The organism is Thermus arciformis (assembly GCF_900102145.1).
Lineage (GTDB): Bacteria > Deinococcota > Deinococci > Deinococcales > Thermaceae > Thermus > Thermus arciformis.
Window position 1 is genome coordinate 1 of the sequence record NZ_FNBC01000034.1, and the last position, 25725, is coordinate 25725.

At 69.4% G+C, this 25725-nt stretch carries 24 protein-coding genes, 1 tRNA gene and 1 pseudogene; 16 read left to right on the forward strand and 10 right to left on the reverse strand.

Annotated elements, in window-relative coordinates:
- The 6 genes and pseudogenes from BLP62_RS10475 to BLP62_RS10500 all read left to right on the forward strand — a co-directional run.
- A pseudogene (locus BLP62_RS10475) lies at nucleotides 1–349 on the forward strand (IS982 family transposase); the annotation flags it as partial.
- A gap of 23 nt (nucleotides 350–372) precedes the next feature.
- On the forward strand, nucleotides 373–1110 hold the full coding sequence (locus BLP62_RS10480) for a sulfite exporter TauE/SafE family protein (protein ID WP_093008309.1): 738 nt from the start codon (nucleotides 373–375) through the stop codon (nucleotides 1108–1110).
- A gap of 297 nt (nucleotides 1111–1407) precedes the next feature.
- The gene (gene pyrR, locus BLP62_RS10485; protein ID WP_093008329.1) at nucleotides 1408–1953 is read left to right on the forward strand and encodes a bifunctional pyr operon transcriptional regulator/uracil phosphoribosyltransferase PyrR; all 546 of its coding nucleotides are present in this window, start codon (nucleotides 1408–1410) and stop codon (nucleotides 1951–1953) included.
- Nucleotides 1950–2858: an aspartate carbamoyltransferase catalytic subunit gene (locus BLP62_RS10490; RefSeq protein WP_093008310.1), complete on the forward strand. Its 909-nt coding sequence runs from the start codon at nucleotides 1950–1952 to the stop codon at nucleotides 2856–2858. Before pyrR ends, BLP62_RS10490 begins: the two co-directional genes overlap by 4 nt.
- Entirely contained in the window at nucleotides 2855–4135 is a 1281-nt protein-coding gene (locus BLP62_RS10495) for a dihydroorotase (protein WP_093008311.1), read from the forward strand. The genes BLP62_RS10490 and BLP62_RS10495 overlap by 4 nt, the downstream gene beginning before the upstream one ends.
- 4 nt (nucleotides 4136–4139) lie before the next feature.
- Entirely contained in the window at nucleotides 4140–4619 is a 480-nt protein-coding gene (locus BLP62_RS10500) for a Uma2 family endonuclease (protein ID WP_093008312.1), read from the forward strand.
- A 43-nt stretch (nucleotides 4620–4662) separates the two neighbouring features.
- On the opposite strand, the gene BLP62_RS10505 is transcribed toward BLP62_RS10500, so the two are convergent.
- Nucleotides 4663–5700 carry a quinone-dependent dihydroorotate dehydrogenase gene (locus BLP62_RS10505; protein ID WP_093008313.1) on the reverse strand — a complete coding sequence of 346 codons (1038 nt, stop codon included), beginning with the start codon at nucleotides 5698–5700 and terminating at the stop codon, nucleotides 4663–4665.
- A gap of 48 nt (nucleotides 5701–5748) precedes the next feature.
- On the opposite strand from BLP62_RS10505, the gene BLP62_RS10510 reads away from it, so the two are divergent.
- Both BLP62_RS10510 and lon read left to right on the forward strand, forming a co-directional pair.
- Nucleotides 5749–6258, forward strand: a complete 510-nt coding sequence (locus BLP62_RS10510) for a hypothetical protein (protein WP_143004355.1) — start codon at nucleotides 5749–5751, stop codon at nucleotides 6256–6258.
- Between the two features lie 56 nt (nucleotides 6259–6314).
- Entirely contained in the window at nucleotides 6315–8699 is a 2385-nt protein-coding gene (gene lon, locus BLP62_RS10515; protein WP_093008314.1) for an endopeptidase La, read from the forward strand.
- On the opposite strand, the gene BLP62_RS10520 is transcribed toward lon, so the two are convergent.
- Nucleotides 8696–10375, reverse strand: coding sequence for a hypothetical protein (locus BLP62_RS10520; RefSeq protein ID WP_093008315.1), 1680 nt, complete (start codon nucleotides 10373–10375; stop codon nucleotides 8696–8698). The two genes, lon and BLP62_RS10520, sit on opposite strands and share 4 nt — an antisense overlap.
- Nucleotides 10376–10543: 168 nt before the next feature.
- Here BLP62_RS10520 and BLP62_RS10525 point away from each other — a divergent pair, with 168 nt between their 5' ends.
- From BLP62_RS10525 to BLP62_RS10550, 6 genes are read left to right on the forward strand one after another with little or no spacing between them, the layout of a single operon-like run.
- Complete coding sequence (locus BLP62_RS10525) at nucleotides 10544–11350, forward strand: hypothetical protein (RefSeq protein ID WP_093008316.1); 807 nt, start codon at nucleotides 10544–10546, stop codon at nucleotides 11348–11350.
- A gap of 51 nt (nucleotides 11351–11401) precedes the next feature.
- A complete protein-coding gene (locus tag BLP62_RS10530) occupies nucleotides 11402–12145 on the forward strand; it encodes a hypothetical protein (RefSeq protein WP_093008317.1) in 744 nt (247 codons plus the stop codon).
- 11 nt (nucleotides 12146–12156) lie between these two features.
- A complete protein-coding gene (locus BLP62_RS10535) occupies nucleotides 12157–12846 on the forward strand; it encodes a hypothetical protein (RefSeq protein ID WP_093008318.1) in 690 nt (229 codons plus the stop codon).
- Between the two features lie 57 nt (nucleotides 12847–12903).
- Nucleotides 12904–13686, forward strand: a complete 783-nt coding sequence (locus BLP62_RS14415) for a fimbrial biogenesis chaperone (RefSeq protein WP_093008319.1) — start codon at nucleotides 12904–12906, stop codon at nucleotides 13684–13686.
- 12 nt (nucleotides 13687–13698) lie between these two features.
- Nucleotides 13699–14172 (forward strand): hypothetical protein, encoded by a 474-nt coding sequence (locus BLP62_RS10545; RefSeq protein ID WP_241374259.1) that lies wholly within the window; start codon nucleotides 13699–13701, stop codon nucleotides 14170–14172.
- A 1-nt stretch (nucleotide 14173) separates the two neighbouring features.
- The gene (locus BLP62_RS10550) at nucleotides 14174–17029 is read left to right on the forward strand and encodes a hypothetical protein (RefSeq protein WP_093008320.1); all 2856 of its coding nucleotides are present in this window, start codon (nucleotides 14174–14176) and stop codon (nucleotides 17027–17029) included.
- Here BLP62_RS10550 and BLP62_RS10555 read toward each other — a convergent pair.
- The 7 genes from BLP62_RS10555 to BLP62_RS10585 all read right to left on the reverse strand — a co-directional run bounded on the left by BLP62_RS10555 (nucleotide 17026) and on the right by BLP62_RS10585 (nucleotide 21966).
- A complete protein-coding gene (locus BLP62_RS10555; protein WP_093008321.1) occupies nucleotides 17026–17583 on the reverse strand; it encodes a molybdenum cofactor guanylyltransferase in 558 nt (185 codons plus the stop codon). The genes BLP62_RS10550 and BLP62_RS10555 overlap by 4 nt on opposite strands.
- A 9-nt stretch (nucleotides 17584–17592) precedes the next feature.
- Nucleotides 17593–18465, reverse strand: a complete 873-nt coding sequence (locus tag BLP62_RS10560; protein WP_093008332.1) for an FAD-dependent oxidoreductase — start codon at nucleotides 18463–18465, stop codon at nucleotides 17593–17595.
- Between the two features lie 33 nt (nucleotides 18466–18498).
- A complete protein-coding gene (locus BLP62_RS10565; RefSeq protein ID WP_093008322.1) occupies nucleotides 18499–18831 on the reverse strand; it encodes a hypothetical protein in 333 nt (110 codons plus the stop codon).
- Nucleotides 18832–18840: 9 nt separating this feature from the next.
- Complete coding sequence (miaB, locus tag BLP62_RS10570; protein ID WP_093008323.1) at nucleotides 18841–20163, reverse strand: tRNA (N6-isopentenyl adenosine(37)-C2)-methylthiotransferase MiaB; 1323 nt, start codon at nucleotides 20161–20163, stop codon at nucleotides 18841–18843.
- 84 nt (nucleotides 20164–20247) lie between these two features.
- A tRNA-Met gene (locus tag BLP62_RS10575) sits at nucleotides 20248–20324 on the reverse strand.
- A 43-nt stretch (nucleotides 20325–20367) separates the two neighbouring features.
- Entirely contained in the window at nucleotides 20368–20817 is a 450-nt protein-coding gene (locus BLP62_RS10580) for a YbjN domain-containing protein (RefSeq protein ID WP_093008324.1), read from the reverse strand.
- A 36-nt stretch (nucleotides 20818–20853) separates the two neighbouring features.
- The gene (locus BLP62_RS10585) at nucleotides 20854–21966 is read right to left on the reverse strand and encodes an NAD(P)/FAD-dependent oxidoreductase (protein ID WP_093008325.1); all 1113 of its coding nucleotides are present in this window, start codon (nucleotides 21964–21966) and stop codon (nucleotides 20854–20856) included.
- A 61-nt stretch (nucleotides 21967–22027) separates the two neighbouring features.
- Between BLP62_RS10585 and icd the strand changes: the two genes are divergently transcribed.
- A complete protein-coding gene (icd, locus tag BLP62_RS10590; RefSeq protein ID WP_093008326.1) occupies nucleotides 22028–23305 on the forward strand; it encodes an NADP-dependent isocitrate dehydrogenase in 1278 nt (425 codons plus the stop codon).
- Here icd and BLP62_RS10595 read toward each other — a convergent pair whose 3' ends face one another.
- Nucleotides 23306–25105, reverse strand: a complete 1800-nt coding sequence (locus tag BLP62_RS10595; RefSeq protein WP_093008327.1) for an RNB domain-containing ribonuclease — start codon at nucleotides 25103–25105, stop codon at nucleotides 23306–23308.
- Nucleotides 25106–25166: 61 nt separating this feature from the next.
- On the opposite strand from BLP62_RS10595, the gene BLP62_RS10600 reads away from it, so the two are divergent.
- A complete protein-coding gene (locus tag BLP62_RS10600; protein WP_420918356.1) occupies nucleotides 25167–25325 on the forward strand; it encodes a hypothetical protein in 159 nt (52 codons plus the stop codon).
- The last annotated feature ends 400 nt before the right edge of the window (nucleotides 25326–25725 follow it).

A 25725-nucleotide genomic window follows, 5' to 3' on the forward strand; every position in this document is an offset into this window, starting at 1 on the left:
GAGCTTCCACGACCTCGCTTCGCTTCTCCTCCTTCCCCTGGACCTTCCCGAGGGGGCGGAGCTCTACCTGGACCGGGGGTACGAGAGCCATCTGTACGAGGACCTCCTCCGGGAGGCCCAGGAGGTTGTTCCCATGGTCATCCGCAGGAGGAACAGCCGGCGGTATCTCCCTTGGATGCAGTACCTGGCCATCGTGGGGCGGAGGGTGGTGGAGACGGTGGGGAGCATGCTCCATCACCTCTTCCCCAGGCGCATCCACGCCGTGACCCAGGAGGGTTTCGTCATCAAAGTTCTCACCTTCGTCCTGGCCCATAACATCAGTCTCCTGACCCAGAAGATGGCTGGGTAGCAACTTGGGTTAGTATAGGCGCCATGGGCCTTCTCGTCGGCTTCCTCGGCGGGGTCTTCGGCGGCCTCGTGGGCCTAGGCGGCGGCACGGTGATGATCCCCCTGATGGTGGGGCTTCTCAAGCTTCCCCAGCACAAGGCCCACGGCACGAGCCTGGTGGCCGTCTTCTTCACGGGGCTCGTGGGGGCCTTGACCTACAGCCTCCAGGGCTCCTTGGCCCCCAAGGCCGCGCTTTTCCTGGCCCTCACCGCCATCCTCACCGCCCGCTTCGGCGCCCGCTTCGCCCACGGCCTCTCCGAGAACAACCTCAAGCGGTCCTTCGGCTGGTTCCTCATCGCCGTGAGCTTCCTCCTTCTCCTCAGGCCCTACCTCGCCCCCCTCGGCCTGGTGCGGGGCGAACTCCTCCAGGACCTCGCCCTCCTCCTCGCCGGAAGCCTCACCGGCTTCCTCTCGGGGATGATGGGGGTGGGCGGGGGGACGATCATGGTCCCGGCCATGGTCCTCCTCCTGGGGATGCCCCAGCACACCGCCCAGGGGACGAGCCTCCTCGCCATGGTCCCGGCGAGCCTGGTGGGCGCCCACACCCACCTGCGCCTGGGGAACGTGGACCGGGACCTCGCCCTAGGCCTCGTGCCCGGGGTCCTGGTGGGCACCTTCCTAGGGGGGGAGCTCGCCCACATCCTCCCGGAAGGCGCCTTGCGGCTCGTCTTCGCCGCCGTGCTCGTCTGGACGGGGTGGCGGTACGCCCGTGCAGGAAGGTAACTTCAAACACTTTTTCACGGGCTCAACCGGCTCCGGGCTCCTGGTGGGCCTCCTCGCCCTGAGCGTGGCCCGCGAGAAGCCCAAGACGGCCTAACCCCGCGCCCGGGCTCCCCGCCCGAGGCCTTCCTCGGGCGGGGTTCCCCTTGCCCGGACGGGGCGCCGGGTGTAAGGTAGGGCTGGCCTTTAAACCGGTCCCGCGAGGCCGGAAAGGGGGAAAGATGCGAGAAACGAGGAAGCGGCCCGAAAGGAAGGGAAGGAGCGGAGGCCTTGGCCTCCGCCTTTTTTTGGAGGTGGCCGGTGCGCTTTAAGGCGGAGCTCATGAACCAAGAGGAGATGCGGCGGGCCCTCTACCGCATCGCCCACGAGATCGTGGAGGCCAACAAGGGGACGGAGGGCCTGGCCCTGGTGGGGATCCACACCCGGGGCATCCCCCTCGCTCACCGCATCGCCCGCTTCATCGCGGAGTTTGAGGGGAAGGAGGTGCCCGTGGGGGTCTTGGACATCACCCTCTACCGGGACGACCTCACGGAGATCGGCTACAGGCCCCAGGTGCGGGAGACCCGGATCCCCTTTGACCTCACGGGGAAGGCCATCGTCCTGGTGGACGACGTCCTCTACACGGGCCGCACCGCTCGGGCCGCCTTAGACGCCCTCATGGACCTGGGAAGGCCAAGGCGCATCTACCTCGCGGTCCTCGTGGACCGGGGGCATAGGGAGCTTCCCATCCGGGCGGACTTCGTGGGGAAGAACGTCCCCACCTCCCGGAACGAGGTGGTGAAGGTCAAGGTGGTGGAGGTGGACGGGGAGGACCGGGTGGAGCTTTGGGAAAGGGAGGAGGCATGAGGCACCTCCTGGACTTCCAAGGCTGGAACAGGCCTGAGGTGGAAAGCCTCCTGGACACCGCCCGGGTGATGCGGGAGGTCCTGGAGCGGCCCGTAAAGAAGGTCCCCGCCCTCCAGGGCTTCACCGTGGCCACGGTCTTCTTTGAGCCCTCCACCCGCACCCGCATCTCCTTTGAGCTCGCCGCCCGGCGCATGTCCGCGGACGTGGTCTCCTTCGCCGCCCAAACGAGCAGCCTCCAGAAGGGGGAAAGCTACAAGGACACCCTCCTCACCCTCGAGGCCATGGGGGTGGACGCCTACGTCATCCGGGCGGACAGCGCCGGCGTGCCCCACCAGGCCACCCGCTGGGTGAAGGGGGCCGTGATCAACGGGGGGGACGGCCGCCGCGCCCATCCCACCCAGGCCCTCCTGGACGCCTACACCCTCCTCGAGGCCCTGGGCACCTTAGAGGGCAAGAAGGTCGCCATCGTGGGGGACATCCTCCACTCCCGGGTGGCCCGCTCCAACGCCGAGCTCCTTCCCCTCCTCGGGGCCCAGGTCTTCTGCGCCGGCCCCCCGAGCCTCCTCCCCCAAAGCCTCCCCGGGGTCCACCTCACCCCCCACCTGGAGGAGGCCCTGGAGGAGGCGGACGCCGTCATGGTCCTCAGGCTCCAGAAGGAGCGGATGGAGGCGGGGCTCGTCCACCTCGAGGACTACATCGCCCGCTACCAGGTGACGGAAAGGCGCCTCGCCCGGGCCAAGCCCCAAGCCCCCCTCCTCCACCCCGGCCCCATGAACCGGGACGTGGAGCTGGAGGGCGGCTTGGCGGACTCGGCGAGGAGCCTGGTGAACCGCCAGGTGCAAAACGGGGTGGCGGTGCGCATGGCGGTGCTCTACCACCTTTTGGTGGGAAGGGAGAAAGCATGATCTTAATCCGCAACGTCCGGCTGGTGGACGCCCGGGGCGAGCGGGGCCCCGCGGATGTCCTCATCGGCGAAGGGAGGATCCTCTCCCTGGAAGGCGGCGAGGCGAAGCAGGTGGTGGACGGCACGGGGTGCTTCCTCGCCCCGGGGTTTTTAGACCTCCACGCCCACCTCCGCGAGCCCGGGGAGGAGGTGAAGGAGGACCTCTTCTCGGGGCTTCTCGCGGCGGTGCGGGGGGGGTACACGGACCTCGTCTCCATGCCCAACACCAAGCCCCCCGTGGACACCCCGGAGGCGGTGCGGGCCCTCAAGGAGAAGGCCAAGGCCCTGGGCCTCGCAAGGCTCCACCCCGCGGCCGCTCTCACCCTGGGCCAGGAGGGGAAGCACCTCGCCCCGGCGGGGCTTCTCCGGGAGGCGGGGGCGGTCCTCCTCACGGACGACGGCCGCACCAACGAGGACGCCGGGGTCTTGGCGGCGGGGCTCCTCATGGCCGCGCCCCTAGGCCTCCCCGTGGCGGTGCACGCCGAGGACGCGGGCTTAAGGCGAAATGGGGTGATGAACGACGGGCCCTTGGCGGACCTCCTGGGCCTTCCCGGAAACCCCCCGGAGGCCGAGGCCGCCCGCATCGCCCGGGACCTCGAGGTCCTGCGCTACGCCTTAAGGCGAAGCCAGGCCACCCCCAGGCTCCACGTCCAACACCTCTCCACGAAGCGGGGCCTGGAACTCCTCCGGGAGGCCAAGCGGGCCGGGCTTCCCGTGACCGCCGAGGCCACCCCCCACCACCTCACCCTCACGGAAGAGGCCCTAAAGGCCTTTGACCCCCTCTTCAAGGTGGCCCCGCCCCTCCGCACCCGGGAGGACCAGGAGGCCCTCGTGGAGGGGCTTCTTGACGGCACCCTGGACGCCATCGCCACCGACCACGCCCCCCACACCCTGGCGGAGAAGGAAATGGACCTCCTAAGGGCCCCCTTCGGCATCCCGAGCCTCGAGGTGGCCTTCCCCCTCCTTTACACCGAGCTCCACCTGAAGCGGGGCTTTCCCCTGCCGAGGCTCGTGGCGCTTTTCACCGACGGCCCCAGGCAGGTCCTGGGCCTTCCCCCCCTCCACCTGGAGGAGGGGGCCGAGGCGAGCCTCGTCCTCCTCTCCCCCAAGGAGCGCCCCGTGGACCCCAGGGCCTTCGCCTCCAAGGCCCGCTACTCCCCCTGGGCGGGATGGGTCCTCGGGGGGTGGCCCGTCCTCACCCTGGTGGCGGGGCGGATCGTCCACGAGGCGCTAAAATAGGGGCGTGCTGAAGAAGCTCCTGGAGGCGGATGCCATCGGCCTCAGGCTGGAGTGGGTGGGGGGGCTTCCCCTCTGGGAGGCCCAGCCCACCTACCGGCATCAGAAGGCGGTGGACCGGATCCGGCAAAGCCTCCGGCCCAAGGAAGGCGCCCCTTGCGCCTGCGTCCACGTGGCCAACGTCTACGTGCGCTTTCCCGACGGCTCCTACAAAAGACCCGACATCGCCATCTTCTGCCGGGAACCCGAGGAGCTGGACGAGGCCATCACCCTTCTCCCCGAGGCGGTGGTGGAGGTGGTGAGCCGGGGCTACGAGGCCAAGGACCTGGAGATCGGCCCCCGCTTCTACCTCTCCCAGGGGGTGAAGGACGTGGTGGTCTTTGACCCCTACACCCTTCTCGTCCTCCACCTGCGCCGCGATGGGGCCTCACGCTACGTTTCCCCTGTGGAACTGGAGCTCGAGGCGGGCTGCCTCCTCACCGTCTGAACCCCATACGGGCTTGCACCCCCATGGGAGCCCGGACCCCGGCTCACGAGCGGCGAAGTTCCCCCAGGGAGGAAACCCCCTCGGCCTCCATGAGGCGGAGAAGCCCCAGGAGGAGCCTCCTGGGGAAGAGGGGGCCCCCGTAGACGAAGCCCGTGTAGACCTGGACCAGGCTCGCCCCGGCCTTGAGCCGCTCCCAGAGGTCCAAAGGCGTCTCCACGCCCCCCACGCTCACCAGGGCAAGCCCCTCCGCCTGGGCCAGATGGCGGAGGACCTCCAGGGCCCTCCCCTTCAGGGGCCTTCCCGAAAGCCCCCCGGCTTCCCGAGCAAGAGGGCTTTTTAGGCCCTCCCGGGCGAGGGTGGTGTTCACCGCCACCAGGCCCTGGAGGCGGTGCTTCTTGGCCAGGGCGAGGACCTCGTCCAGGGCCTTGGGGGAGAGGTCCGGGGCCACCTTGAGGAGGAGGGGCTTGGGGGTGGCCGGGCGGAGGCGGGCGAGGAGCTCGTCCAGGAAGGGGCCTTCCTGGAGGGTCCGAAGCCCTGGGGTGTTGGGGGAGCTCACGTTCAGGACGAAGTAGTCCCCAAAAGGCTCCAGGAGGCGGAGGGCCTTTAGGTAGTCCTCCGCCGCCCGCTCCAAGGGCGTGTCCCGGTTCTTCCCCAGGTTGACCCCAATGGGCAGGGGAAGCCCCCTCTGGCGGAAGCGCTTTAGGCGCGTGGCGGCCTCCTCTGCCCCCCGGTTGTTGAAGCCCATGCGGTTGATGAGGGCGCGGTCTTCCACCAGGCGGAAAAGCCTCGGCCTCGGGTTGCCCTCCTGGGGCCTCGGGGTGAGGGTCCCCACCTCGGCGAAGCCGAAGCCCAGGGCCCACCAGGCCCCGAGGGCCCTCGCGTCCTTGTCCATCCCCGCGGCGAGGCCCAGGGGGTTGGGAAAGGAGACCCCAAAGGCCTCCACCCGGAGGCGGGGGTCCTCCACCCGAAGAAGCCTCGCGGGAACCTCCAGCAAGGGCCCCCTTTCCGACCAGAGAGCGAGGAGGCCCAAGGTGAGCTCGTGGGCGGTCTCGGGGTCTAAGGCGAAGAGGAGGCGGTGCACAGGCCCATGCTACCCCCTTGCCGCCCGCGTCCGGGTTAGAATGGCCGCGTGAGGCGAGTCTTCTGGCCCCTCGTGGCCCTAGCCGGGCTCCTTGCCGCCTGCTCCGTCAGCTTCACCATCCCCCTCCCCGACCAGACCGTCCAGCTCCCCGCCCTGGGGGGCACCCTGGGCCGGGTGGTCTACCCCGCCCAGGCCCAGAGCTTCCCCCCGCCCGGGGGCGTCCTCAAGGACGTCCAGGTCACGGGCACCCTCGAGGCCAGCCAGCCCCTCTTCCTGACCCTGGACCTCTACGCCCGCACGAAAGACCCCGCCCAGGACGAGAACTGCCTGGCCCTGGGCGGGTACGCCTACGCCTGCGCCCTGGGCCCCGAGGACGGGCCCATAGGCCGCGCGAGCTTTGCCGGAACCTCGGCCCCCCTTTCCCTCAAGGGGGAGAAGCTGACCCAGGGGGTGCAGGAGGGAAGGCTTTGGCTTGGGGCCATGGTCCAGGGCCTGCCTAATGGCGGCCTCACCCTCACCTTCAAGAACCTCAAGGCCACCCTCACCCTGGGCCTCTAGGCCTTTGTGGCGGTGGGCCCCATGGCCGCCGGGCCGCCCGGGTATCATGGGGGTAGATGAAGGACGCCTTGCGCCTAGAACTCCCCGTTTTGCCCCTCAGGAACACCGTCATCCTCCCCCACACCACCACGGGGGTGGACGTGGGCCGCGCCAAGAGCAAGCGGGCCGTGGAGGAGGCCCTAAGCGCCGACCGGTACATCTTCCTCGTGGCCCAGAAGGACCCCGAGGTGGACGACCCCACCCCGGAGGACCTCTACGCCGTGGGCACCCTGGCCGTGGTCAAGCAGGCCATGCGCCTGCCCGACGGCACCCTGCAGGTGATGGTGGAAGCCAGGAACCGGGCCCGGCTCCTCTCCTACGTGGCCGCCCCTTACCTCCGGGCCGTGGGGGAGGTGATTCCGGAGCCCCCCCTGCAGGACCCAAGCCTCGCCCGGGTCCTGGTAGGGGAGGTGCAAGAGGCCTTTGAGCGCTACGTGCAGGGCCACAAGACCCTGCGCCTGGACCGCTACCAGCAGGAGGCCATCAAGAGCACCCTAGACCCCGCCATCCTGGCGGACCTCGTGGCCCACCACGCCACCTGGCCCCTGGAGGAGAAGCAGGCCATCCTGGAGACCCCGGAGGTGGAGGAGCGCCTGAAGCGGGTGCTGGCCCTCCTCCTTCGCGACCTGGAGCGGTTTGAGCTGGACAAGAAGATCGCCGCCCGGGTCAAGGAGCAGATGGACCAGAACCAGAGGGAGTACTACCTCCGGGAGCAGATGAAGGCCATCCAGCGGGAGCTTGGGGGCGGGGAGGACTTCCTCACGGAGATTGAGGAGCTCCGCGAGCGCATAGAGAAGAAGGGCATGCCCGAGCCCGTGAAGGAAAAGGCCCTCAAGGAGCTCAAGCGCCTGGAGAAGATGCAGCCGGGCTCCCCCGAGGCCACGGTGAGCCGCACCTACCTGGACTGGCTTCTGGACGTGCCCTGGACGGAGGCCGACCCCGAGGTCTTGGACATCTCCGTGACCAAGCGGGTCCTGGACGAGGACCACTACGGCCTGAAGGACGTCAAGGAGCGCATCCTGGAGTACCTGGCGGTGCGCCAGCTCACCCAGGGGAAGGAGGTGAAGGGCCACGCCCCCATCCTCTGCTTCGTGGGGCCTCCGGGGGTGGGCAAGACCTCCTTGGGGCGGAGCATCGCCCGGAGCATGAACCGCCGCTTCCACCGCATCTCCCTGGGGGGCGTGCGGGACGAGGCGGAGATCCGGGGCCACCGCCGCACCTACATCGGGGCCCTCCCGGGCAAGATCATCCAGGGGATGAAGCAGGTGGGGGTGGTGAACCCCGTCTTCCTCCTGGACGAGATTGACAAGCTCTCCTCCGACTGGCGGGGGGACCCGGCCTCGGCCCTCCTCGAGGTCTTGGACCCCGAGCAGAACCACACCTTCACCGACCACTACCTGGACGTGCCCTACGACCTCTCCAAGGTCTTCTTCATCACCACGGCCAACACCCTCTCCACCATCCCGAGGCCCCTTCTGGACCGGATGGAGGTCATTGAGATCCCCGGCTACACCTTGCCCGAGAAGCGCGCCATCGCCCGCCACTTCCGCTGGCCCTTCCAGGTGAAGGAGGCGGGGCTTGAAGGGAAGCTGGAGATCACCGACCGGGCCATAGACCGCATCGTCCAGGAGTACACCCGGGAGGCCGGGGTGCGCAACCTGGACCGGGAGCTTTCCAAGGTGGCCAGGAAGGCCGCCAAGGACTACCTGGAAAGGCCCTGGGAAGGGGTCAAGGTGGTGGACGCCGAGGACCTCGAGGCCTACCTGGGCGTCCCCAAGTACCGCCCCGACCGGGCGGAGAAGGCCCCCCAGGTGGGGGCGGCCCAGGGCCTGGCCTGGACCCCCTACGGGGGCACCCTCCTCACCATTGAGGCCGTGGCCGTGCCCGGCACGGGCAAGGTGAACCTCACCGGGAACCTGGGAGAGGTCATGAAGGAGTCGGCCCACGCCGCCCTCACCTACCTCCGGGCCCACCGGGAGGAGTGGGGGCTCCCGGAGGGCTTCCACAAGGACTACGATCTCCACATCCACGTCCCCGAGGGGGCCACCCCCAAAGACGGCCCCTCGGCGGGGATCACCATCGCCACCGCCCTGGCCAGCGCCCTCACGGGCCGCCCGGTGCGCATGGACATCGCCATGACCGGGGAGATCACCCTAAGGGGCAAGGTCCTCCCCATCGGCGGGGTGAAGGAAAAGCTCCTCGCCGCCCACCAGGCGGGGATCCACCGGGTGATCCTCCCCAAGGAGAACGCCCCCGAGCTCAAGGAGGTGCCGGAGGAGATCCTCAAGGACCTGGAGGTCACCTTCGTGGAGGAGGTGGGCGAGGTGCTGAGGCTCCTCCTCCTCCCCCCTCCGCCGCCCCCCCTCTCCGCCGAGAGGCCCCAGCCGGGGGCGGGGGCCTAGGGGAACTCCACGGGCACGCCCAGGGGCACCAGGGCCTCCTGGGCTCCGGGGGTTACCTCGGCCACGGCCAAGCGCAAGGAGGCGATTCCGGGGGTGCCGAGTTCCAGGAAGTAGCGCCCCGAGGGCAGGAGGAAACGGTAATCCAGAGGCTCTTGGGGAAGAACCGTGCCCCAGAAGAAATGGCCCCACGCCTGGCCCGGAAGGAAGCAGACCTCCCGTTCTCCTGAGCGCAAGCGCAAGGGGAAGGCCTCGAGGCTGGCCCCAAGCCCAAAGGGAAGCTCCTGGTAGACTAGGCCAGCAAGGTGCACCACGCTGGGCGCTTCCAGCTCCAAGACCTCCTCCGCCCTTTCCCCGTCCAAAGAAACCAGCTGGACCTCGCGGGGGCCGCCCAGGGCCCGCCTCCACCCCACCCTCACGGCGGGGGGTGGGGTGGAAGGCTTCAGGCCCAGGACCACCGCCCGCCGCCACCCCTTGAGCTCCCGCTCAAGGCGCGCGTAGTCCACCCCCTCCCCTTGCTGGAGGCGGTGGTAGGCCTCGGCCACCGGATCCCCCAGGTCGCGGAAGACCTCTGCCAGGCGGCCATGGATGCGAAAGCGCTCCCCCTCGGCCAGACCCGCGGCCAAGTAGGGGCGAAACTGCGGCTCGCTCAGGTGATAGCGCCCTTCCCGAAGGAGGAACCAACCCCGATGCTCCAGCTCGTCCAGGGCCTCCGCGCACCCCATAGCCTGGGCCAGCTTCTCGGGCCAAGGGCCAGGGTGGAGGGCCAGGACCTCCAGGGTCCGGCGAACCTCCTGGGGAAGGTAGCGGGCCTCGAGGGCCACCATGGCCCGAATCCGCTGGGGAAGGGCCTCGGGGTTGGCCAGGGCCAGGAGCTCCTGCAAGACCTCCACCCGGCCCCCGCTCCTCAGGTAAAAGCGGGCGGCCTCGGCGAAGGGCAGGCGGGCCAGGAGGCCCTTCCGGGCCTCCTCCCAGGGGAGGCGGGGCACGCGTTCCACCACGGTGAGGGCGGCAGGAAACCGCGCCCTCAAGACCAGGAGGAAGGCGGGGTCCTCCCCGAAACTGCTCCGGGCCACCACCACCACCTGGCCCGGAGCAGGGGAAAGGGAAAAGGCCGCTTCCTTGGGGGGCAAGGGCTCACCGAAGTAGAACACCCCTGACCCCTGGCCCATACCCCGCCGGAAGGGCAGGCCCAACCGGGCGGCCAAGGCCTGGGCCAAGGCCTCCCGCCCCGAGCCCGGGGGACCGATGAGCACCACCAAGGCGGGGGGCCGCACCCCCTTCAGCCGCTCGGGGAAGGACACGGCCTCCACGTCTGGGGACAGGCGGGCCCGCAAGCCCTGGACCCAGTCCGCGAAGAGGGGCGAGAGGTCCTCGAGGCCCTCCAGCGCCTCACCCCCCACCGGGGTGCGGTCCAGCTCCACCCCGGGAGGCAGGGCGAGCACGGGGCCCCGGAAGGCTTCCTTGCCGAAGAAGGTGCGGAGGTGGGTGAGCTCGGCCCGCAGGTTCTGCAAGGCGGCCCCGTGCCCCCAAAGGAGGTCCGCAAGCTTCTCCCTGCGGGTAGGGCCTTCCAGGGCGAGGTAGTAAAGGACCCCCAAGGCCTTCCGCCTTAGGGGCAGGGGCCCCATGGGGCCTTCCGCCCGGGCAGGGCCGTATAGGGGAAGCCGTACGGGCACCATGGACCACCTCCGTTAAGCCCGACGTTAAAGAGGCGTGAAAACCCGCAGCCCTCTTGCCATGAAGTTTAACGCACAGTCGTCAAACCCCTGTGAAAAACGACCAAACCCCCTTCACGCTCCCTTCACACCCCCTGGCCTAACCTCGCTTCCGTAAGGGAGGTGAGAAGGATGAGGCTTGGGACCCTAGGGCTTGCGGCGCTCCTGCCCCTCCTCGTGGGAGCCGTGGGTCCCCAAGCCACGGTGCGGATAGAGGTCAACATCCCCGAGCGAGCGGCCCTCTGGTTGGAGGGCCCGGACCTCGGCCCAGGCGGTGCGCGCCAGGGGGTCCTCTGGGCGGGAAGGGGTGGGGGAAGCCCGGCCCAGCCCCCCTACTGCCCAAGAAACCCTCTGGACCCCAGCCTCTGCCTGCGGGACCCGGTGGTGGTCTTTGACCTCCGCTGCGCCACCCTGGGGCCCGTGCCCCCCCACTGCGCGGGGCTTTACGGCGGGGACGGGCGCTTCCTGGACGAGGACGGCCGCCCCTACCCCCCCTACCTCCTGGACGGGGAGGGCCGGGTCGTCCCCGGGTCCAAGCGCTTCCCCCAGTTCTTCGTCCACCCCTCCATGCGCCTCCACGTCTTCACCCAAAGCCCCCGCTGGGCCCTGGAGGTGGCCTTTGAGGTGGAGCCCACGAGCCCGGAAGGGGCGGTGCTGGACGCGAGCCACTTCGCCGTCCACTCCATCCTCACGGGCCGGGGCGGGGTGCCCCCCACGCCCCACTGGAAGTGCCTGGCCTACCATCCCGACTGGGACCACCCCCCCTCCCACCTCTGCCCCGCGCCCGCGGGGCCCCAGGGGGGCGTGCTCCTGGAGGAGGTCCTGGACCACCCGGGGGGCTGGCAGTCGGTGACCCTGGGGATCAAGCTCCGACTGGACGGCTCCGAGGTTCCGGGCGAGTACGAGGGTCAGCTGGTCTACACCCTGACCCTCCTGTAGGCGGCTTCAGGCTCTAGGCGACCGGGCAACCTACGCGGAAAGGAGTGAACCATGAAGAAGCACATCCTCTGGCTCCTGGCCTTGGCCCTGGCCACGGGCGTGGCCATGGCCCAGGTGGGCTTCCCCTCGGAAGGGGACTTGGACGGCGACGTGGAAGAGCTTTACGACGACAACCACGACCAGGCGGCGGTGAAGGAGAAGGTGCGGGTCATCATCCCGCCCCGCTACGCCCTCCACCTCACGGAGGACGAGTGGAACCTGGACCTGAATAGCCCTCCGGAGGCGCCCTCGGACTACGTCTTTGATCCCAGCGATCCGCGGCCGCCTGCCGAGGGGTGCTACCTGGTGCCCAAGGCCGTGCGCACGCCCGCGGACCTCATTAGCTACGCCCTGAGTGGCGGCGTCTTCCGGCCCATCGGGAGCTACCCTGCGGCCAAGGACTATGACGGAGACGGGAAGCTGGAAGACGACGAGAAGGGCACCCTGATCTGCGTGAACCAGAAAGTGCTGCAGAAGTTCTCCAACGACCCCGAAGGCTGGCAGCTCTCCGTCCAGGTCACGGGCACGCCCACAAGCGGCTTCGGCTACTTCGGCCTGGCCGACCTCATCGACCACGTGCCCATGGGGGGCTTTGCCACCAACAGCCTCCCCTACGGGCCCGTCGTGGTGGCCTCGGACAGCGGCCCCACGGGCGGCTGGCTGGACGACCTCATCGTGGAGGCCTTCTGGTTTGACGGGAGCGAGCTGGACGGCAGCTACACCATTGACGTGACCTTCACCCTGGCGGGCATGTAAGGAGGTGAGCGATGAAGAAGCTCTTCCTTTCCCTGAGCGCCCTGGCCCTCCTCCTGGGGGTGGCCCTGGCGGGCGAGGTGGTGGACGTGGGGTCGGACGAGGCCAGCGTGACCGAGCGCATCAACCTCACCATCCCCCAGCGGGTGGCCCTGCACCTCACGGAGGACGAGTGGATCCTGGACCTGAATAGTCCTCCTCTCGGCGATCCTGACACCAAGGAAGGGTGCTTCCTGGTGCCCAAGGGGTACGCGGGGACCCTCGAGGACGCCGTCAACGACGCCCTGGCGGGCGAGCTGGAGCCCATGGACACCTACCCCGCCATCAAGGACCTTGACGGCGACGGGAGCATCTCGGACGAAGAGAAGGGCACCCTCATCTGCCTCAACCAGAAGGTCCTCCAGAAGTTCTGCAACAACAGGGAGGGCTGCGAGCTGGACCTCAAGGTGACCCGCACCCTGGGCAACTCCACCTACGGCAAGCTCGGCGTACTGGACGAGGCGCCGTACATCGGCCATAGCCGCTTTGTGGCCATCACCCCCGGGGTCAACGACGACGGCGACCCCCTGGAGCTCCTCAAGGTCCTGGGCGAGCGCCTCCCCGGCTGGCTGGACGACCTCATCACCGAGGCCTTCTGGTTTGACGGAAGCGAAGTGGCGGGCACCTACGAGTTCAACTTCCTCTTCCAGCTCGCCGCCCTCTAAGGCCCTCTGCCCCCCCGGGGGCTTTCCCCCGGGGGGTTTTCCCGCTAAACTCCGGCCATGAGAAAACTCCTCTCCCTAGCCCTCCTCCTCTCCCTGGCCCAGGCCCAGACCGGGGTGGGGGTAAGCCCTCCCCGGGTGCTCCTGCCCCTGGCCCCGGGGGCCAGCGCCACCCAGACGGTGGTGGTGGACCACCCGGGCCGCCAGGGCACCTTAAGGGTGAGCGTGGTCCTCTCGGATGTCCTCCTGAAGCCCGACGGGGCCCCCCTCTACCTGGACCCGGGAAGCCACCCCCGTAGCCTGGCGCGCTGGCTTTCCGTGACCCCCCTGGAGTTCCTCCTCCAGCCCCAGGCCAGCCAGGAGGTGCGTTACACGGTGCAGGTGCCCCCGGAGGCCAAGGACGGGACCTACTGGGGGATCGTCTTCTTTGAGTCCGGCCCCAGCCAGGGGCAGGAGGGCAGGGAGGGCATCGGCATCCGGGTGCGGACCCGGGTGGGGCACGTGGTCTACGTGGACGTGGGCCGGGTGGTCCGCTCCGGGCGCATCCAGGGGGTGCGGTACCAGCCCCCTGCGGGGCGGGAAGGGGCGAGCCTACGCATCGTCTTCCAGAACACGGGCACGGGGGTCATGCGCCTCAAGGGGCGGGTGGAGGTGCGGGACGCCCAGGGGAAGGCGGTGGTCCAGGCCGCCGTGCCCGAGACCGCAAGCCTCCCCGGGGCCACCCACGAGGTCCCCGCTCCCCTGGAGAAGCCCCTCCCCCCTGGGCGCTACGTGGTCCTGGCGGTCCTGGACTACGGGGAGGCGAGCCTCATCGCCGGGGAGGCCCGGCTGGAAGTGCGCTAGAGGAGGTGGCCTTTGCGCAGGGTTATCTGGTTGTGGGGCCTGGGCCTCCTGGCCCTGGCCCAGGTGCCGGTGGGGGTGAACCTCCCGGAGGGAAGCGCCCTCACCTTGAGCGCCGAGGAGGTGGTCTTTGACCTGGCCCAAGGGGCCTACCCCCCGCCGAGCTTCCCCTACGCCTACGCCCCCACCACCCCCTCCGGCCCCCTGGTGCTGAACGTGTTCAGCAACGTGGAGGGGGGCTGGGCGGTGGAGGTGCTGGCCGAGCCCTTGGTGGCGGAAGGGGGCAAGCTCCTTTCTCCGAGCCAGCTGGAGGTGCGGGTGGACGGCGGCCCCTGGACGCCCCTTGGCCCCCGCACCGTGCTCCTCACGGGAAGCGGGCCTTCGGGAGGGTACCGGCGCCACCTCTTGGAGTTCCGCTTGGTCCTCACGGGGCAAGAGGCTCCCGGGCTTTACCGAGGAAGCCTGGTCTTCAGCCTGAGCCGGCTTTAGGATGCGGACCCTACTCCCCTTCCTCCTAGGGGTCGCCCTGGCCCTGGAGGCCCCCGAAGGGCTGGAGGCCAAACGGGGGGGCTTCCTCTCCATCCCCGTGCGGGGAGAGGGCACCGTGGCGGCCGAGGCCCCGGAGGCCTTTCTCCCCCTCACGGGCCAGGTGGAAGGGGAGGGGCTTCTCAACTTCCTGGTGCGCCCAGAGGCCCGGGCCGGGGAGTACGTGGTGCGGGTGCGGGACGCCCGCACCAGCCGGGAGGTGCGGGTACGGGTTCTGCCCGAAGCGGGCCTGCGCCTCAAGGTTCCGCCGGGGGCCACGGGGGTGGAGGGGGAGACCCTCACCTACACCCTCTTCCTGGAGAACACCGGGAACGCTCCCGACCGGGTGCGGCTGGAGGTGCGCACCCTCCTCCCCTACCGCCTGGAAGGGGCCCTGGTGGATCTGGAGCCTGGGGAAACCAGGGAAATCCCCCTGGAGCTCAAGCTCACGGGGCGGAACCGGGACACGGCCACGGTCCTGGCCTACTCCAGCCTGGACCCGAGCGTGCGGGCCTACGGGGTCGTTGAGACCACCATCCTCCCCTTCGCGGGGGCGGAGAGCCTGGGCCGGAACGCCCTCCGCTACCGCTTCGGCCTGCGCCTGGCCTACGGGGAAGGGAAGCTGGGCTACGCCGTGGCCCTGGGGCTTTCCGGAAGCCTCTCGGACTACGTGGGCCTGGCCTCCGGCCTGGAGTGGAGCCAAGAGGGGGTGAAGGGGGAGGCCTCCCTAAGGGGAGAGGGCTTCGCCTTGGGCTTCCGAGGGTATGGGGACTACCTGCGCCTCGAGGGGGAGTGGGGCCCCCTGCAGGCCTACTACGCCTTCGGCGGCGTGGCCCCCACCCTGGGGGCCCTCTACCAGGAGGGCCCCGCCCGCCTGGCCCTAACCCTGAGCGCCTCGGCCCAGCGCCTGGACCTGGGCTACGCCCTGCGGGAAGGAGGCCTCACCCTCACCCCCTACCTCGCCCTCCGGCGCCGGGCGAGCCCGGAGGAAGTGCGCGCGGGAGGGGGCCTGGAGGCCAGGCTGGAGGACCGCGCCTTCAGCCTCGCTGGGCGCCTGGAGTACCTGGGGGGGATGGCCTTCCGCCTGGGAGGGGCCACCCGCTCCCAGGAGCCCTACGGCCTCAAGGGAGAGGTGGCCTACCAAGGGGGCGTTTGGCAAGGGAGCCTGGAAGGGGGGGCCACCCTCACGGAGGAGGTCCGGGCAAGCCTCTCCGTGAGGGCGGGCCAGGGCGTGGGGGGGAGGTTTGGCCTCACCTTCCGACCCCTCACCCTCCCCTTGAGCCTGCAGGCGGGCCTAGGCTACCAGGGGGGAGTGACGGCCGACCTGGGCCTCCGGGTGCGCCTGGACGGCCTGGAGTTCGGCGGCGGTCTGGCCTCGCAGCCCACAGGGTCCAGCGCCACCCTTTACCTCGGCTACAGGGAGCGGGACTTCAGCGTGCGGACCGCCCTCAACCTGACCCCCTCGGGCCGCACCCTGCTCCTGGCGGGGGAGGCGCGTTTTGAGGACCTGGAGGGAAGCCTCCAGCTGGGCTACGACCTGGACCAGGGCTTTCCCGAGGCCCAGGGGGCCCTCCTTTACCGCTTGCCCGAGGGGTTTGGCCTGGGCCTCGCCGCCCGCTACCGCCAGGGGGACCTCTCCTGGCAGGCCCTGGGGGTCTTGGAGCTCAAGGGAGGGTTCAACACCCCGGAGGAGGTGGTCCAGGCCTTCGGGGGCCGGGCCACGGGCTACGTGGAGGGGGTGGTCTTCCACGACCGCAACCGGGACGGGGTGCGCAACCTGGACGAGCCCCCCCTCCCTGGCGCCCGGGTGAGGGTGGGAGCCCTGGAGGCGGTGGCGGACGGCAACGGGCGCTACCGCCTGGAGCTTTACCCGGGAAGCTACCGGCTGGAGGTGGGCGGCCTCGAGGCCACCCTGGCCCTGAGGCGCAATGTGGAAGCCCGGGTGGAGCGGGGGCGTGCTCTGCCCCTGGACCTTCCCATGGAAACCGTGGTAGGCCTCCAAGGCCAGGTCTACCTGGACGAGAACCGCAACGGCCAGCGGGACGAGGGGGAACCTCCCCTTCCCTACGCCCGGGTATTCCTCCGAGGCCCCGAGGCCCGCACCGCCTTTGCCGATGGCCGGGGCAACTTCACGGTGGGAGGCCTTCTGCCGGGCCGGTACACCCTGAGCCTGGACCCAAAAAGCCTGGGTTCTCTCCAGGAACCTGGGGAGCCTTTGGTGCTGGAACTCGCCCCCGGGCCCTTCCCCCAGGCGGTCTTGGCCGCCAGGCCAGTGGTGCGGGAGGTGGTGCAGACCCTCACAGAGGAGAGTTTAGGCCTCGTCCTAAGGCCCCTCCCTCCCGCCCTGCCCCCGGGGGCTGAGCTTCCCTTGTGGGTGGAGGTCCAGGGGAAGCCCGAGAGGGTGGTGGCGGAGGTGGGCGGGCAGACCTACCCCCTGGAGCCCGCGGGAGAAGGCCTCTACGGGGCCTACCTCCCCGTGGCGGGGGAAGGCGGGCTGGAAATCCGGGTGCGGGCCTTTCGGGGAAGCGAGGAGGCCGAGGTCTCCGCTTTCCTCCCCTTGCGCCCCGGCCCCCTGGCCACCCTCACCGCCACCCCAGCCCTCCTGGACCCCGGGGAGGAGGTGCGCCTCGAGGCCCGTCTCCTGCGCCGGGCCTCCCGCGTGGAGGTGCGGCTCGGCCCCCTCATCCTTCCCCTGGAACGGGTGGATGACCTCACCTATCGGGGAAGCCTCCCGGCCCCTAAAACCCCCGGGGCCTATACCCTGGAGCTTTACCTGGACGGCACCCTGGTCCACACCGCCCGCATCCGGGTGCGGGACTAAGGGAGCTCCTCCTTCCGGTTGGCGTTGAGGAAAACCCCCCGCCCGAAGCGGGCCACCACCTCCTCCGCCGGGACATAGGTGGCCCCTAAGGTTTCCATCACCCGGCGCAGCAGAAAGTCCCCCTCCCGGATCTGCCGCTCCACCTGGGGCAGGCAGTCCTTGTGGTAAAGGGCCATGAGGGGCTCCAGGTGCCCCTCGGGGTTCCAGGGCACCACCACGGGGTGGGGGGAGGCGCGGGCCTTCTCCCAAAGGAAGTCCCAGAAGCCCCGGGTGAGGAAGGGGAGGTCCGTGGCCGCCACCGCCACCCAGGGGTGTTGGGCATGGGCGAGGGCGGAGTGGAGGCCGGAGAGGCTATCCGCCCCCGGGAGGAGGTCGGGGTAGACGGGAACGCCGAAGCCCAGGTAGGGGCGGTTCGCCACGATGAAGCGCTCCTTTGCCCCCTCCAGGCTCTCCAGGACCCAGAGGAGGAGGGGCTTTCCCCGGTAGGGGAAAAGGGCCTTGTCCTCCCCGAAGCGCCTCGAGGCCCCCCCCGCAAGCACCGCTCCCGAGTACACGCCCCCAGTCTAAAGCCTTTCGGCAAGCCTTTTCGCGAGGAGAGGAGCGTAAAGAAAGCCCGTGGAGCCGAGCCCGGTGAGGGCGAAGCCGCCCTCCACGGGGAAGAGGTGGGGCCCGGGGAGGCGGAAGCGCACCCCCCGCCAAAGGGAGGCCACCCGGGGGCGGTAGCCCACAAGGGCCTCGGCCCCCTGGAGAAGCCACTCCACCTCCCCCTCCGTGGGGGGCAGGAGGCGGTAGCCCTCCTCTCCCGGGAGGTAGCTCCCCCCGAGGGCCGCCCCCGCCAGGTAGACCCGGTAGCTCAGGGCCCGGGGAAAGTAGTCCCAAAGGGTGAGGACGAGCCCCGGGATGAGCCGCCCCCCAAGGCCCAAAAGGTGCGCCCCCCGGCCGCCCCCGGCGTAGACCATCACCTCCCCCCTGACCCGTCCGCCGCCCTCGAGGACCAGATGGGGAGGCTCCCAGGCGAGGACCCGACCCCAAAGGAAGGGAAGCCCCTCGGCGAGGCGCGCCAGGAGGGGCCTCGGCTCCAGCCAAAAGGCCTCCTCCAGAAGCACCCCCTCCCCCTCCCAGCGGTGCTTGAGGCCGGAAAGCCTCCCCGCCACCTTGGCCCGGTCGGCCTCGGGCACGGGGCGGAAGACCCCGAGGTGGAGGGGGACGAAGCGGCCGTAAAAGAGGAGGGCCGCCTCCAAGGCCCTTTCCCCTTCCTCCGCCAAGGTGAAGCGCTTTCCCCTAAGGGGGTTCACCAGGGCCACGGGGGGGCGGCTCGCCTCCCCCAGGGCCTCGGCCACCACCAGGACCCGCAGGCCCCGCTCCAAGAGGCGCCGGGCGAGGACGAGGCCCGCCACCCCGGCCCCCAGGACCACCACCTCGGCTTCCTTCAGCACCATTTACCCGCACGGATGGCGTGCCCCCACTGCTCAAAACCGGAAGCCTTCCCCCTCCCTCCGGCAGAGGCCCCTCTGGGCAAGCCCTTCAAGAAGGGCCCTGGCCTCGGCCTCGGGGAGGAAGGGGGCGAGGTCTTGGGGCCTTAGAAGCCCCCCCCGCCGCCAGGCCTCCTTCATGGCGAGCCGCTCCAGGGCCTGGGGAGAAGGCCCCTGGGCGAGGAGGCGCCCCTGCCACCGCCCTAGCCCAAAGTAGCCCAAGGCCCCGCCCAAAAGGGCGAGGAGGAGCCCAAGCCCCGTGAAGCGGAAGGCGGCGAAGAGGAGGAGGAAGAGGGTGGCGGCGGCGAAGAGGGGAAGAAGCCTCGCCACGCCCGCCTCCTAGGCCACGGGCAGGGGGATGGGGGCCGGGGCCTTCGCCCCCACCACCTCCCCGAAGAGGAGGTGGGGCGTGGCCTGTTTGATCTCCACCTGGTAGAGGCCCGGCACCGGGGCCTGGGCGGCGGGGACGAGCACGGGGTGGTTCCCCCGGTCGTGCCCTTGCACAAAGCCCTCCTCCTTGGCCTCGCCCCGGACCAACACCTCCACCGTCTTCCCCACCCACTCCAGGTTCCTGCGGTAGCTCCACTCCTTCTGCTTCTCAATGAGGCGCTGGAGGCGCTCCACCTTCACCTCCCGGGGCAGGTCCTGGAAGTGCTTGTAGGCGGGGGTGCCGGGGCGGGGCGAGTAGATGAACATGTAGGCCTGGTCGTACCCCACCTCGTCGTAGAGGGAAAGGGTCTCCTGGAAGTCCTCTTCCGTCTCCCCGGGGAAGCCCACGATGATGTCGGTGGAAAGCACGACATCGGGAAGGGCCTCGCGGATCCTCCGGATCCTCTCCAGGTAGTGGGCCCGGCGGTACTCCCGGGCCATGCGGCGGAGCACCCGGTCGGAGCCCGACTGCACGGGCAGGTGGATGTAGCGGGTGATGGCGGGGGTTTCGGCGATGGCCTCAATGATGTCGTCGGTGAAGTTCACCGGGTGGCTGGTGAGGAAGCGCACCCGGGGAATGCCCATCCCGCCCACCATGCGCAGAAGCTCGGCGAAGGAGGGAAAGCCCGGCTGGTCCTTGCCGTAGGAGTTCACGTTCTGGCCGAGGAGGGTGACCTCCACCACCCCCGCCTGCTTCAGGAGCTCAATCTCCCTCAGGATGAGGTCAGGGTGGCGGGAGACCTCGGGGCCGCGGGTGGTGGGGACGATGCAGTAGGTGCAGTGGTGGTTGCACCCCCGGATGATGGTCACGTGGGCGGAAAGCGCCCCCTTGGGAGGCGGGGGGATGTAGTCCAGGACGTCCTCCCGGAAGGTGAGGTCAAAGAACCTCTCGTTGGCCTTCAGGGCTTCGGGCAAGGAGGTGAGGGCCCCGGGGCCCAAGAGGATGTCCACCCCGAACTTCTTCGCCATCTGCTGGCCCTCGTCCAGCTGGGCCAGGCACCCCATCATCCCGATGAGGAGGCCCCGGCGCTCCTTCTCCTTGCGGAGCTGGCCCAGGAGGGAGCGCACCTTCTCCACGGGCTTGCCCCGCACGGCGCAGGTGTTCACCAGGACGAAGTCCGCCTCCTCCACCGAGTCCACGAGCTCCCACCCGAGGCTCACGAGCTCGCTCGCCACCAGGTGGGAGTCGTACTCGTTCATCTGGCAACCGAAGGTGATGATGTGCGCGCGCATACGCCTCCAAGGGCAACCGGGGGGATCCCGGGCCCGTCCTTCCAGTTTATCAAAGAAAAGCCCCGCCCTTGTGGCGGGGCCTCCTGGTGGCGGCGGTGGGACTCGAACCCACGACACCACGATTATGAGTCGTGTGCTCTGACCACCTGAGCTACGCCGCCAGGCGCCAGGCACTCCCCATCTTAGGGGAGGGTTCCCGAGCGGTCAAGGCTCAAAGCCAATGTGGTCCATGAAGTCAGGAAGGATTTCTTCGGCGAATAGGTCCAAGAAGGCCGCCACCGCCCCCAGGCTCACCCCGCCCGTGAGGTCCAGGTCGGACTCCACCCACACGGTCCCATCCTCGCCCAAAAACGCCCGGCTAAAGCGGCGGTCCCGGTTCCAAGCGTTGATCGCCTCGAGGTCCGGCACCTCGTCCAAGGTGAACCCGGCGCTTAGGGTCAGGACCCCGCACCGCTCCTCCTGGCAGTAGTCCAGGAAAAGCCAGACCTTGGTCAAGCCCGCCATCTCCAGACGGAACTCCTGGGCCTCCGTCTTTTCGTAGGCAAGGTTCGCCTGCTTGAGCACCCTTTCCACCTCGGCCGGGGTGAGGCCTTTGACCACGCCCTGGGCCAAGGCAAGGCCCAGCACCGCCAATACCGCAAGAAACGCCCGCACAGGAATCTCCTTTCCGTCCCGAGGGACTGGCCCATTCTACACGATGCCCTTCTCCCGAAGATGCCTTCCCTTCCGGAAGCGCTCCAGGCGGAAAGGGGCGATGTCCAGGCTTCGGGCCTTCCCAAAGGCCACCTCCTCCGCCATGAGGCGGCCCACCATGGCCGCCTGCTGCACCCCGTGCCCCGAGAAGCCCGCGGCCAAAAGAAGCCCCTCCTCCACGAAGCCGAGGATGGGGTTGTGGTCCGGGGTCACCTCGTAGTAGCCCCACCAGCTGGCCTTCCGGTCTAGGGAGAGCCCCTCCAGGAAGGGGAAACGGGCGAGGCCCGCCTCGAGGGTGGGCCCAAGCCACCCCCAGTCCATCCCCTCCCGGAAGCCCGGGGGCTCCTCGGGGTTGGAGCGGCCGAAGAGGAGGCGGCTTCCCTCAGAGCGGAAGTAGAAGCCCGTGGCCAGGTCCACGGTGAGGGGAAAGGCGTGGGGGAAGGGCGTGGGGGCGGTGGCGAAGACCATGCGGCGCACCGGGTAAATGGGGATCTCCAGGCCCAAACGCCTTCCCACCTCCCCCGTCCAGGCTCCGGTGCAGAGGAGGAGGAAAGGGGCCTCGTACCGCCCTTTCGGGGTCTCCACCCGCCAAAGCCCCTCCTCCCGCCGGGCGGAGAGGAGGGCTTCCGAAAAGCGCACCTCCGCCCCAAGCCGCCTCGCCTCCCGGAGGTAGTAAGCCGTGGCCCCGTGGGGGTCTATGGTCCCGTCCATGGGGCCGAAGGTGGCGTAGGCCAGGCCCTCCTCCCTAAAAGGCACCTTCCTTTGGGCCTCCGCCAGGGAAAGCCTCTCCACGGGGACCTCCAGGGCCTTCTGCACCCTTAGGGCTTCCTCCTGGGCCTCGGCCTGGGCCTCGGGCACCAGGAAGAGGTACCCGATGGGCCGATAGGCGGCCTCGGGGATCTCCCGGTACTCCAGGATGGAACGGTAGGAGAGGAGGACGTTCAAGGGCTCGGAGAACTGCACCCGCACCCCGGCGGCGCTCTTGCCGGTGGACCCTTGGGCGTAGGTGGCCTCCTTCTCCAGGACCAAGACCCTAAGCCCCTTTTCCGCTAGGCGGTAGGCCGAGGCCGCCCCCACGATTCCCGCCCCCACCACGACCACGTCCGGCATAGGCCAAGTCTAGGACACTTTTCCCCCGGGGAAGGGGTATGCTATGCCCCGGAGGTCAGGTATGGCCTACAAGCACATCCGCATCCCGGAGGAGGGCGAGAGGATCGCCATCAAGGACGGGGTCCTTCAGGTCCCCGACCGGCCCCTCATCGGCTTCATTGAGGGGGACGGCACCGGCCCCGACATCTGGAGAGCGGCCCAGCCCGTCCTAGACGCCGCCGTGGAGAAGGCCTACGGGGGAAGGCGCAGGATCGTTTGGGTGGAGATCTACGCGGGGGAGAAGGCCAACCAGGTGTATGGGGAACCCGTGTGGCTTCCCGAGGAGACCCTGGAGTTCATCCGGGAGCACCTGGTGGCCATCAAGGGCCCCCTCACCACCCCCGTGGGGGGCGGGATCCGCTCCATCAACGTGGCCCTGAGGCAGGAGCTGGACCTCTACGCCTGCGTGCGCCCCGTGCGCTGGTTCCCGGGGGTGCCGAGCCCGGTGAAGCACCCGGAGCTCGTCAACATGGTGATCTTCCGGGAGAACACCGAGGACATCTACGCCGGGATTGAGTGGCCTGCGGGGAGCGAGGAGGTGAGGAAGGTCCTGGACTTCCTCAAGCGGGAGTTCCCCAAGGCCTACGCCAAGATCCGCTTTCCCGAGACCTCCGGCCTCGGCCTCAAGCCCGTGTCCAAGGAGGGCACGGAGCGCCTGGTGGAGGCGGCCATTGAGTACGCCATCAAGGAGGACCTCCCCAGCGTCACCCTGGTCCACAAGGGCAACATCATGAAGTTCACGGAAGGGGCCTTCCGGGAGTGGGGCTACGCCCTCGCCCGGGAGAAGTACGGCGCCGTGCCCTTGGACGGCGGCCCCTGGCACGTGCTGAAAAACCCCAGGACGGGGCGGGAGATCGTCATCAAGGACGTCATCGCCGACAACTTCCTGCAGCAGATCCTCCTCCGCCCCGACGAGTACTCGGTGATCGCCACCCTGAACCTCAACGGGGACTACATCTCCGACGCCCTCGCCGCCCAGGTGGGGGGGATCGGCATCGCCCCCGGGGCCAACATCAACTACCGCACGGGCCACGCCGTCTTTGAGGCCACCCACGGCACCGCGCCCAAGTACGCGGGCCAGGACAAGGTGAACCCCTCCAGCGTCATCCTCTCCGGGGAGATGATGCTCCGCTATCTGGGCTGGAACGAGGCGGCGGACCTCATCCTCCAGGCCATGGAGCGCACCATCGCCAAGGGCCTCGTCACCTACGACTTCCACCGCCTCCTCCAGGCCGAGGGGAAGCCCGCCACCCTCCTCAAGACCAGCGAGTTCGGCCGGGCCCTGATTGAGCACATGTAGCTACACGAGGGCGAAGCGGGCCTCGAGGGCCGGGAGGTCCGCCTCCAGGAAGCGGAGGCGGGCCTCGGCGTTTAGGGGGAGGGCCTGGGGGAGGGCCACCTGGGCGGAAAGCCCGAGCTCGGGGAGGAGGAAGACCCCTTGCCCTCCCCGCCTTTCCACCAGGACGCCGGGCCCCTCGTACCCCTTCTCCTGGAGGTAGAGGAGGGTCCAGTGGAGCTTGCTCTTCCGCTCCGCCTCCCGCACCAGGTCGGCCACCGCCTCCGCCGCCCCCACCCTTTCCAGGACCTCGCTTTGGGAGAGGGGCCTTTCCCCCTTGAGCCAGGCCCTGAGCTGCTGGTGGGCCACCAGGTCCAGGTAGCGCCTTAGGGGGCTCGTCACCTGGGCGTAGAGGGGAAGGCCTAAGCCCTTGTGGGGGGCGGGGACCGCCTTGAGCTGGGCCCGCCTCAGGGCCTTCCGCTGCTCCCACATGGCGGCCAGCCCCTCCCCCTCCACCCGCCTTGCGGGGGCCTCCTGGGCAGCGAAGGGGAAGGCAAGCCCCTCCCGCACCGCCAGGTGGGCCGCGGCGTACCCGGCGAGGAGCATGGCCTCCCGCACCCAGACGCGGCTTGGGTAGGGGGGCAGGGGGGTGATCCGGACCTCCTCCCCCTCCACCCGCACCTTCACCTCGGGGAGGGCGATCTCCAAGGCGCCCGCGGCGAGGCGCTTCGCCCGGAAGGCCTCCGCCAGGGCCTCCAGGGGCCTCAGGGCCTCTACCCCCAGGGCCTCCCGGTAGGTGAGGCGCTTCACCTGCACCCAAGAGGGGTAGACCCGCTCCTCCAGAAGCTCCCCTTCCTCCGAGACCCACAGCTCAAAGGTGAGGGCCGGGGAGACCTCCCTTAGGCCCAGGCCGAGGGCCTCGGTGACGGCGGGGGGGAGCATGGGCACCGTCCCCTCGGGCAGGTAGAGGTTCGCCCCCCGGCGCAAAGCCTCCTCGTCCAGGGGGCTTTTGGGGGGGACGAGGGCGGCCACGTCGGCCACGTGGACGAAGAGGCGGAAGCCCCCCTCCACCCGCTCGGCGAAGACGGCGTCGTCGGGGTCTTGGCTTCCCTCGTCGTCTATGGCGAAGGCGGGGAGGTGGGTGAGGTCCACCCGGTCCTCCTCGGGGAGGGGAGGGACGGGGAGGTCCGGGGGCTGGAGGGGAAGGCCGAGCCTCCTTGGGTGGGGGTTTTCCCTCTGCCAAAGCCCCAGGCGGAGGAGGAAGGCGTGGGCCGCCTCGGGGGTTTCGGGGAGGCCCAGGGCCCGGAGGACGGGGCTTTCCTTCCTCTCCCCCCGGGCCAGGGCCTCCACCTCGGCGAGGAGGGGGCGGTCCTCGGGGGCGGGGCTTCCCTCCTTTAGGCGCTTCAGGGCCTCCTGGAAGGCCCGTTCCCGCTCTAGCCGCTTCCTTTCCGCCTCCTTCAGGGCCAGAAGCTCCTCCCGGGTGCGGGCCCGGACCCCTTCCCCCTCGAGGACGAAGCGCTCCCCCCTTTGGGCAAGGAGGTAGGCCCCGTAGGCGGCCTCCGGGGTGTAGGCCCCGTAGACCAGCTCGGCGAGCTCCCTAAGGCTCACCGTCTGCCCCTCCAGGAGTTCCCAGGCGGCCTCCTCCTCCCCCTCGGGCACCTTCAGGTCCAAGGAGGCGGGGCCCGGGTGGAGGAAGAGGACGTCCTTGGGGCGCACCTTCTGCTTCGCACCCCCTTCCAGGGTGAGCTCCAGACGGCCCCCCTGCTCCTCCGCGAGGGCGGGTTTGCCTTTGTAGACGACGAGCGCGGCCACGCCCCTTAGCATACGGGGATCCGACCGGACGGGTCTTGGGGTGTACCCACGTCGGTCAGCGAAGCTCGGCGGCGTGTACCTGAACGAGGAGGGACGGAAGCGGCTCATCGCCCTGGTGGAGGAGGCGAGCCACCCTTTGGGGTTCCGCAAAATGATTGAGGTGCAGGCTCAGCGGCTGAAGGGGACCCTTTTGGGGCGGGGGCACTACACCCCCTTTTACCTCTGGCGATAGGGCGAGCCTTTGCTATACTTGTCAGCAAAATTACGATGCAACTGGCTTTCTTTGAACTTTAAAAAACAAAGCTCAGTGCGGGAGCCTTTTCTTCACCGAAATTTTGACCTGGCCCAACGTTGCGGTGTGTGCTATACTCCCCCTAACCCGGACCTCCGGGTGGGGACCTTGAAAGCCAGTTTTCCCCTTGCCGAAGGCGAATATGCGCTTTCCCCTTCTCATCGCCCCTTCCTCCTGTGGCTTGCCATCGGCCAAAACCCCCGAAAACCCCCGTTATTCGCCGTGTGCATATTCCAAGCTTCATCTTTCTCACAACCCCCCCCTCTAGCGGTGCCGTCCAGGACGGGGTTCTGAGGGGGGTAGAGTTGCAAGAGCTTGAGCCCCGTAAGGGGATTGCGAC

Coding starts and splice junctions, on each gene's coding strand:
- BLP62_RS10480 (WP_093008309.1), top strand. CDS start 373: ATGGGCCTTCTCGTCGGCTTCCTCGGCGGGGTCTTCGGCGGCCTCGTG.
- BLP62_RS10490 (WP_093008310.1), top strand. CDS start 1,950: ATGAGGCACCTCCTGGACTTCCAAGGCTGGAACAGGCCTGAGGTGGAA.
- BLP62_RS10495 (WP_093008311.1), top strand. CDS start 2,855: ATGATCTTAATCCGCAACGTCCGGCTGGTGGACGCCCGGGGCGAGCGG.
- lon (WP_093008314.1), top strand. CDS start 6,315: ATGAAGGACGCCTTGCGCCTAGAACTCCCCGTTTTGCCCCTCAGGAAC.
- BLP62_RS10520 (WP_093008315.1), bottom strand. CDS start 10,375: ATGGTGCCCGTACGGCTTCCCCTATACGGCCCTGCCCGGGCGGAAGGC.
- BLP62_RS10525 (WP_093008316.1), top strand. CDS start 10,544: ATGAGGCTTGGGACCCTAGGGCTTGCGGCGCTCCTGCCCCTCCTCGTG.
- BLP62_RS10530 (WP_093008317.1), top strand. CDS start 11,402: ATGAAGAAGCACATCCTCTGGCTCCTGGCCTTGGCCCTGGCCACGGGC.
- BLP62_RS10535 (WP_093008318.1), top strand. CDS start 12,157: ATGAAGAAGCTCTTCCTTTCCCTGAGCGCCCTGGCCCTCCTCCTGGGG.
- BLP62_RS14415 (WP_093008319.1), top strand. CDS start 12,904: ATGAGAAAACTCCTCTCCCTAGCCCTCCTCCTCTCCCTGGCCCAGGCC.
- BLP62_RS10550 (WP_093008320.1), top strand. CDS start 14,174: ATGCGGACCCTACTCCCCTTCCTCCTAGGGGTCGCCCTGGCCCTGGAG.
- miaB (WP_093008323.1), bottom strand. CDS start 20,163: ATGCGCGCGCACATCATCACCTTCGGTTGCCAGATGAACGAGTACGAC.
- BLP62_RS10585 (WP_093008325.1), bottom strand. CDS start 21,966: ATGCCGGACGTGGTCGTGGTGGGGGCGGGAATCGTGGGGGCGGCCTCG.
- icd (WP_093008326.1), top strand. CDS start 22,028: ATGGCCTACAAGCACATCCGCATCCCGGAGGAGGGCGAGAGGATCGCC.
- BLP62_RS10595 (WP_093008327.1), bottom strand. CDS start 25,105: ATGCTAAGGGGCGTGGCCGCGCTCGTCGTCTACAAAGGCAAACCCGCC.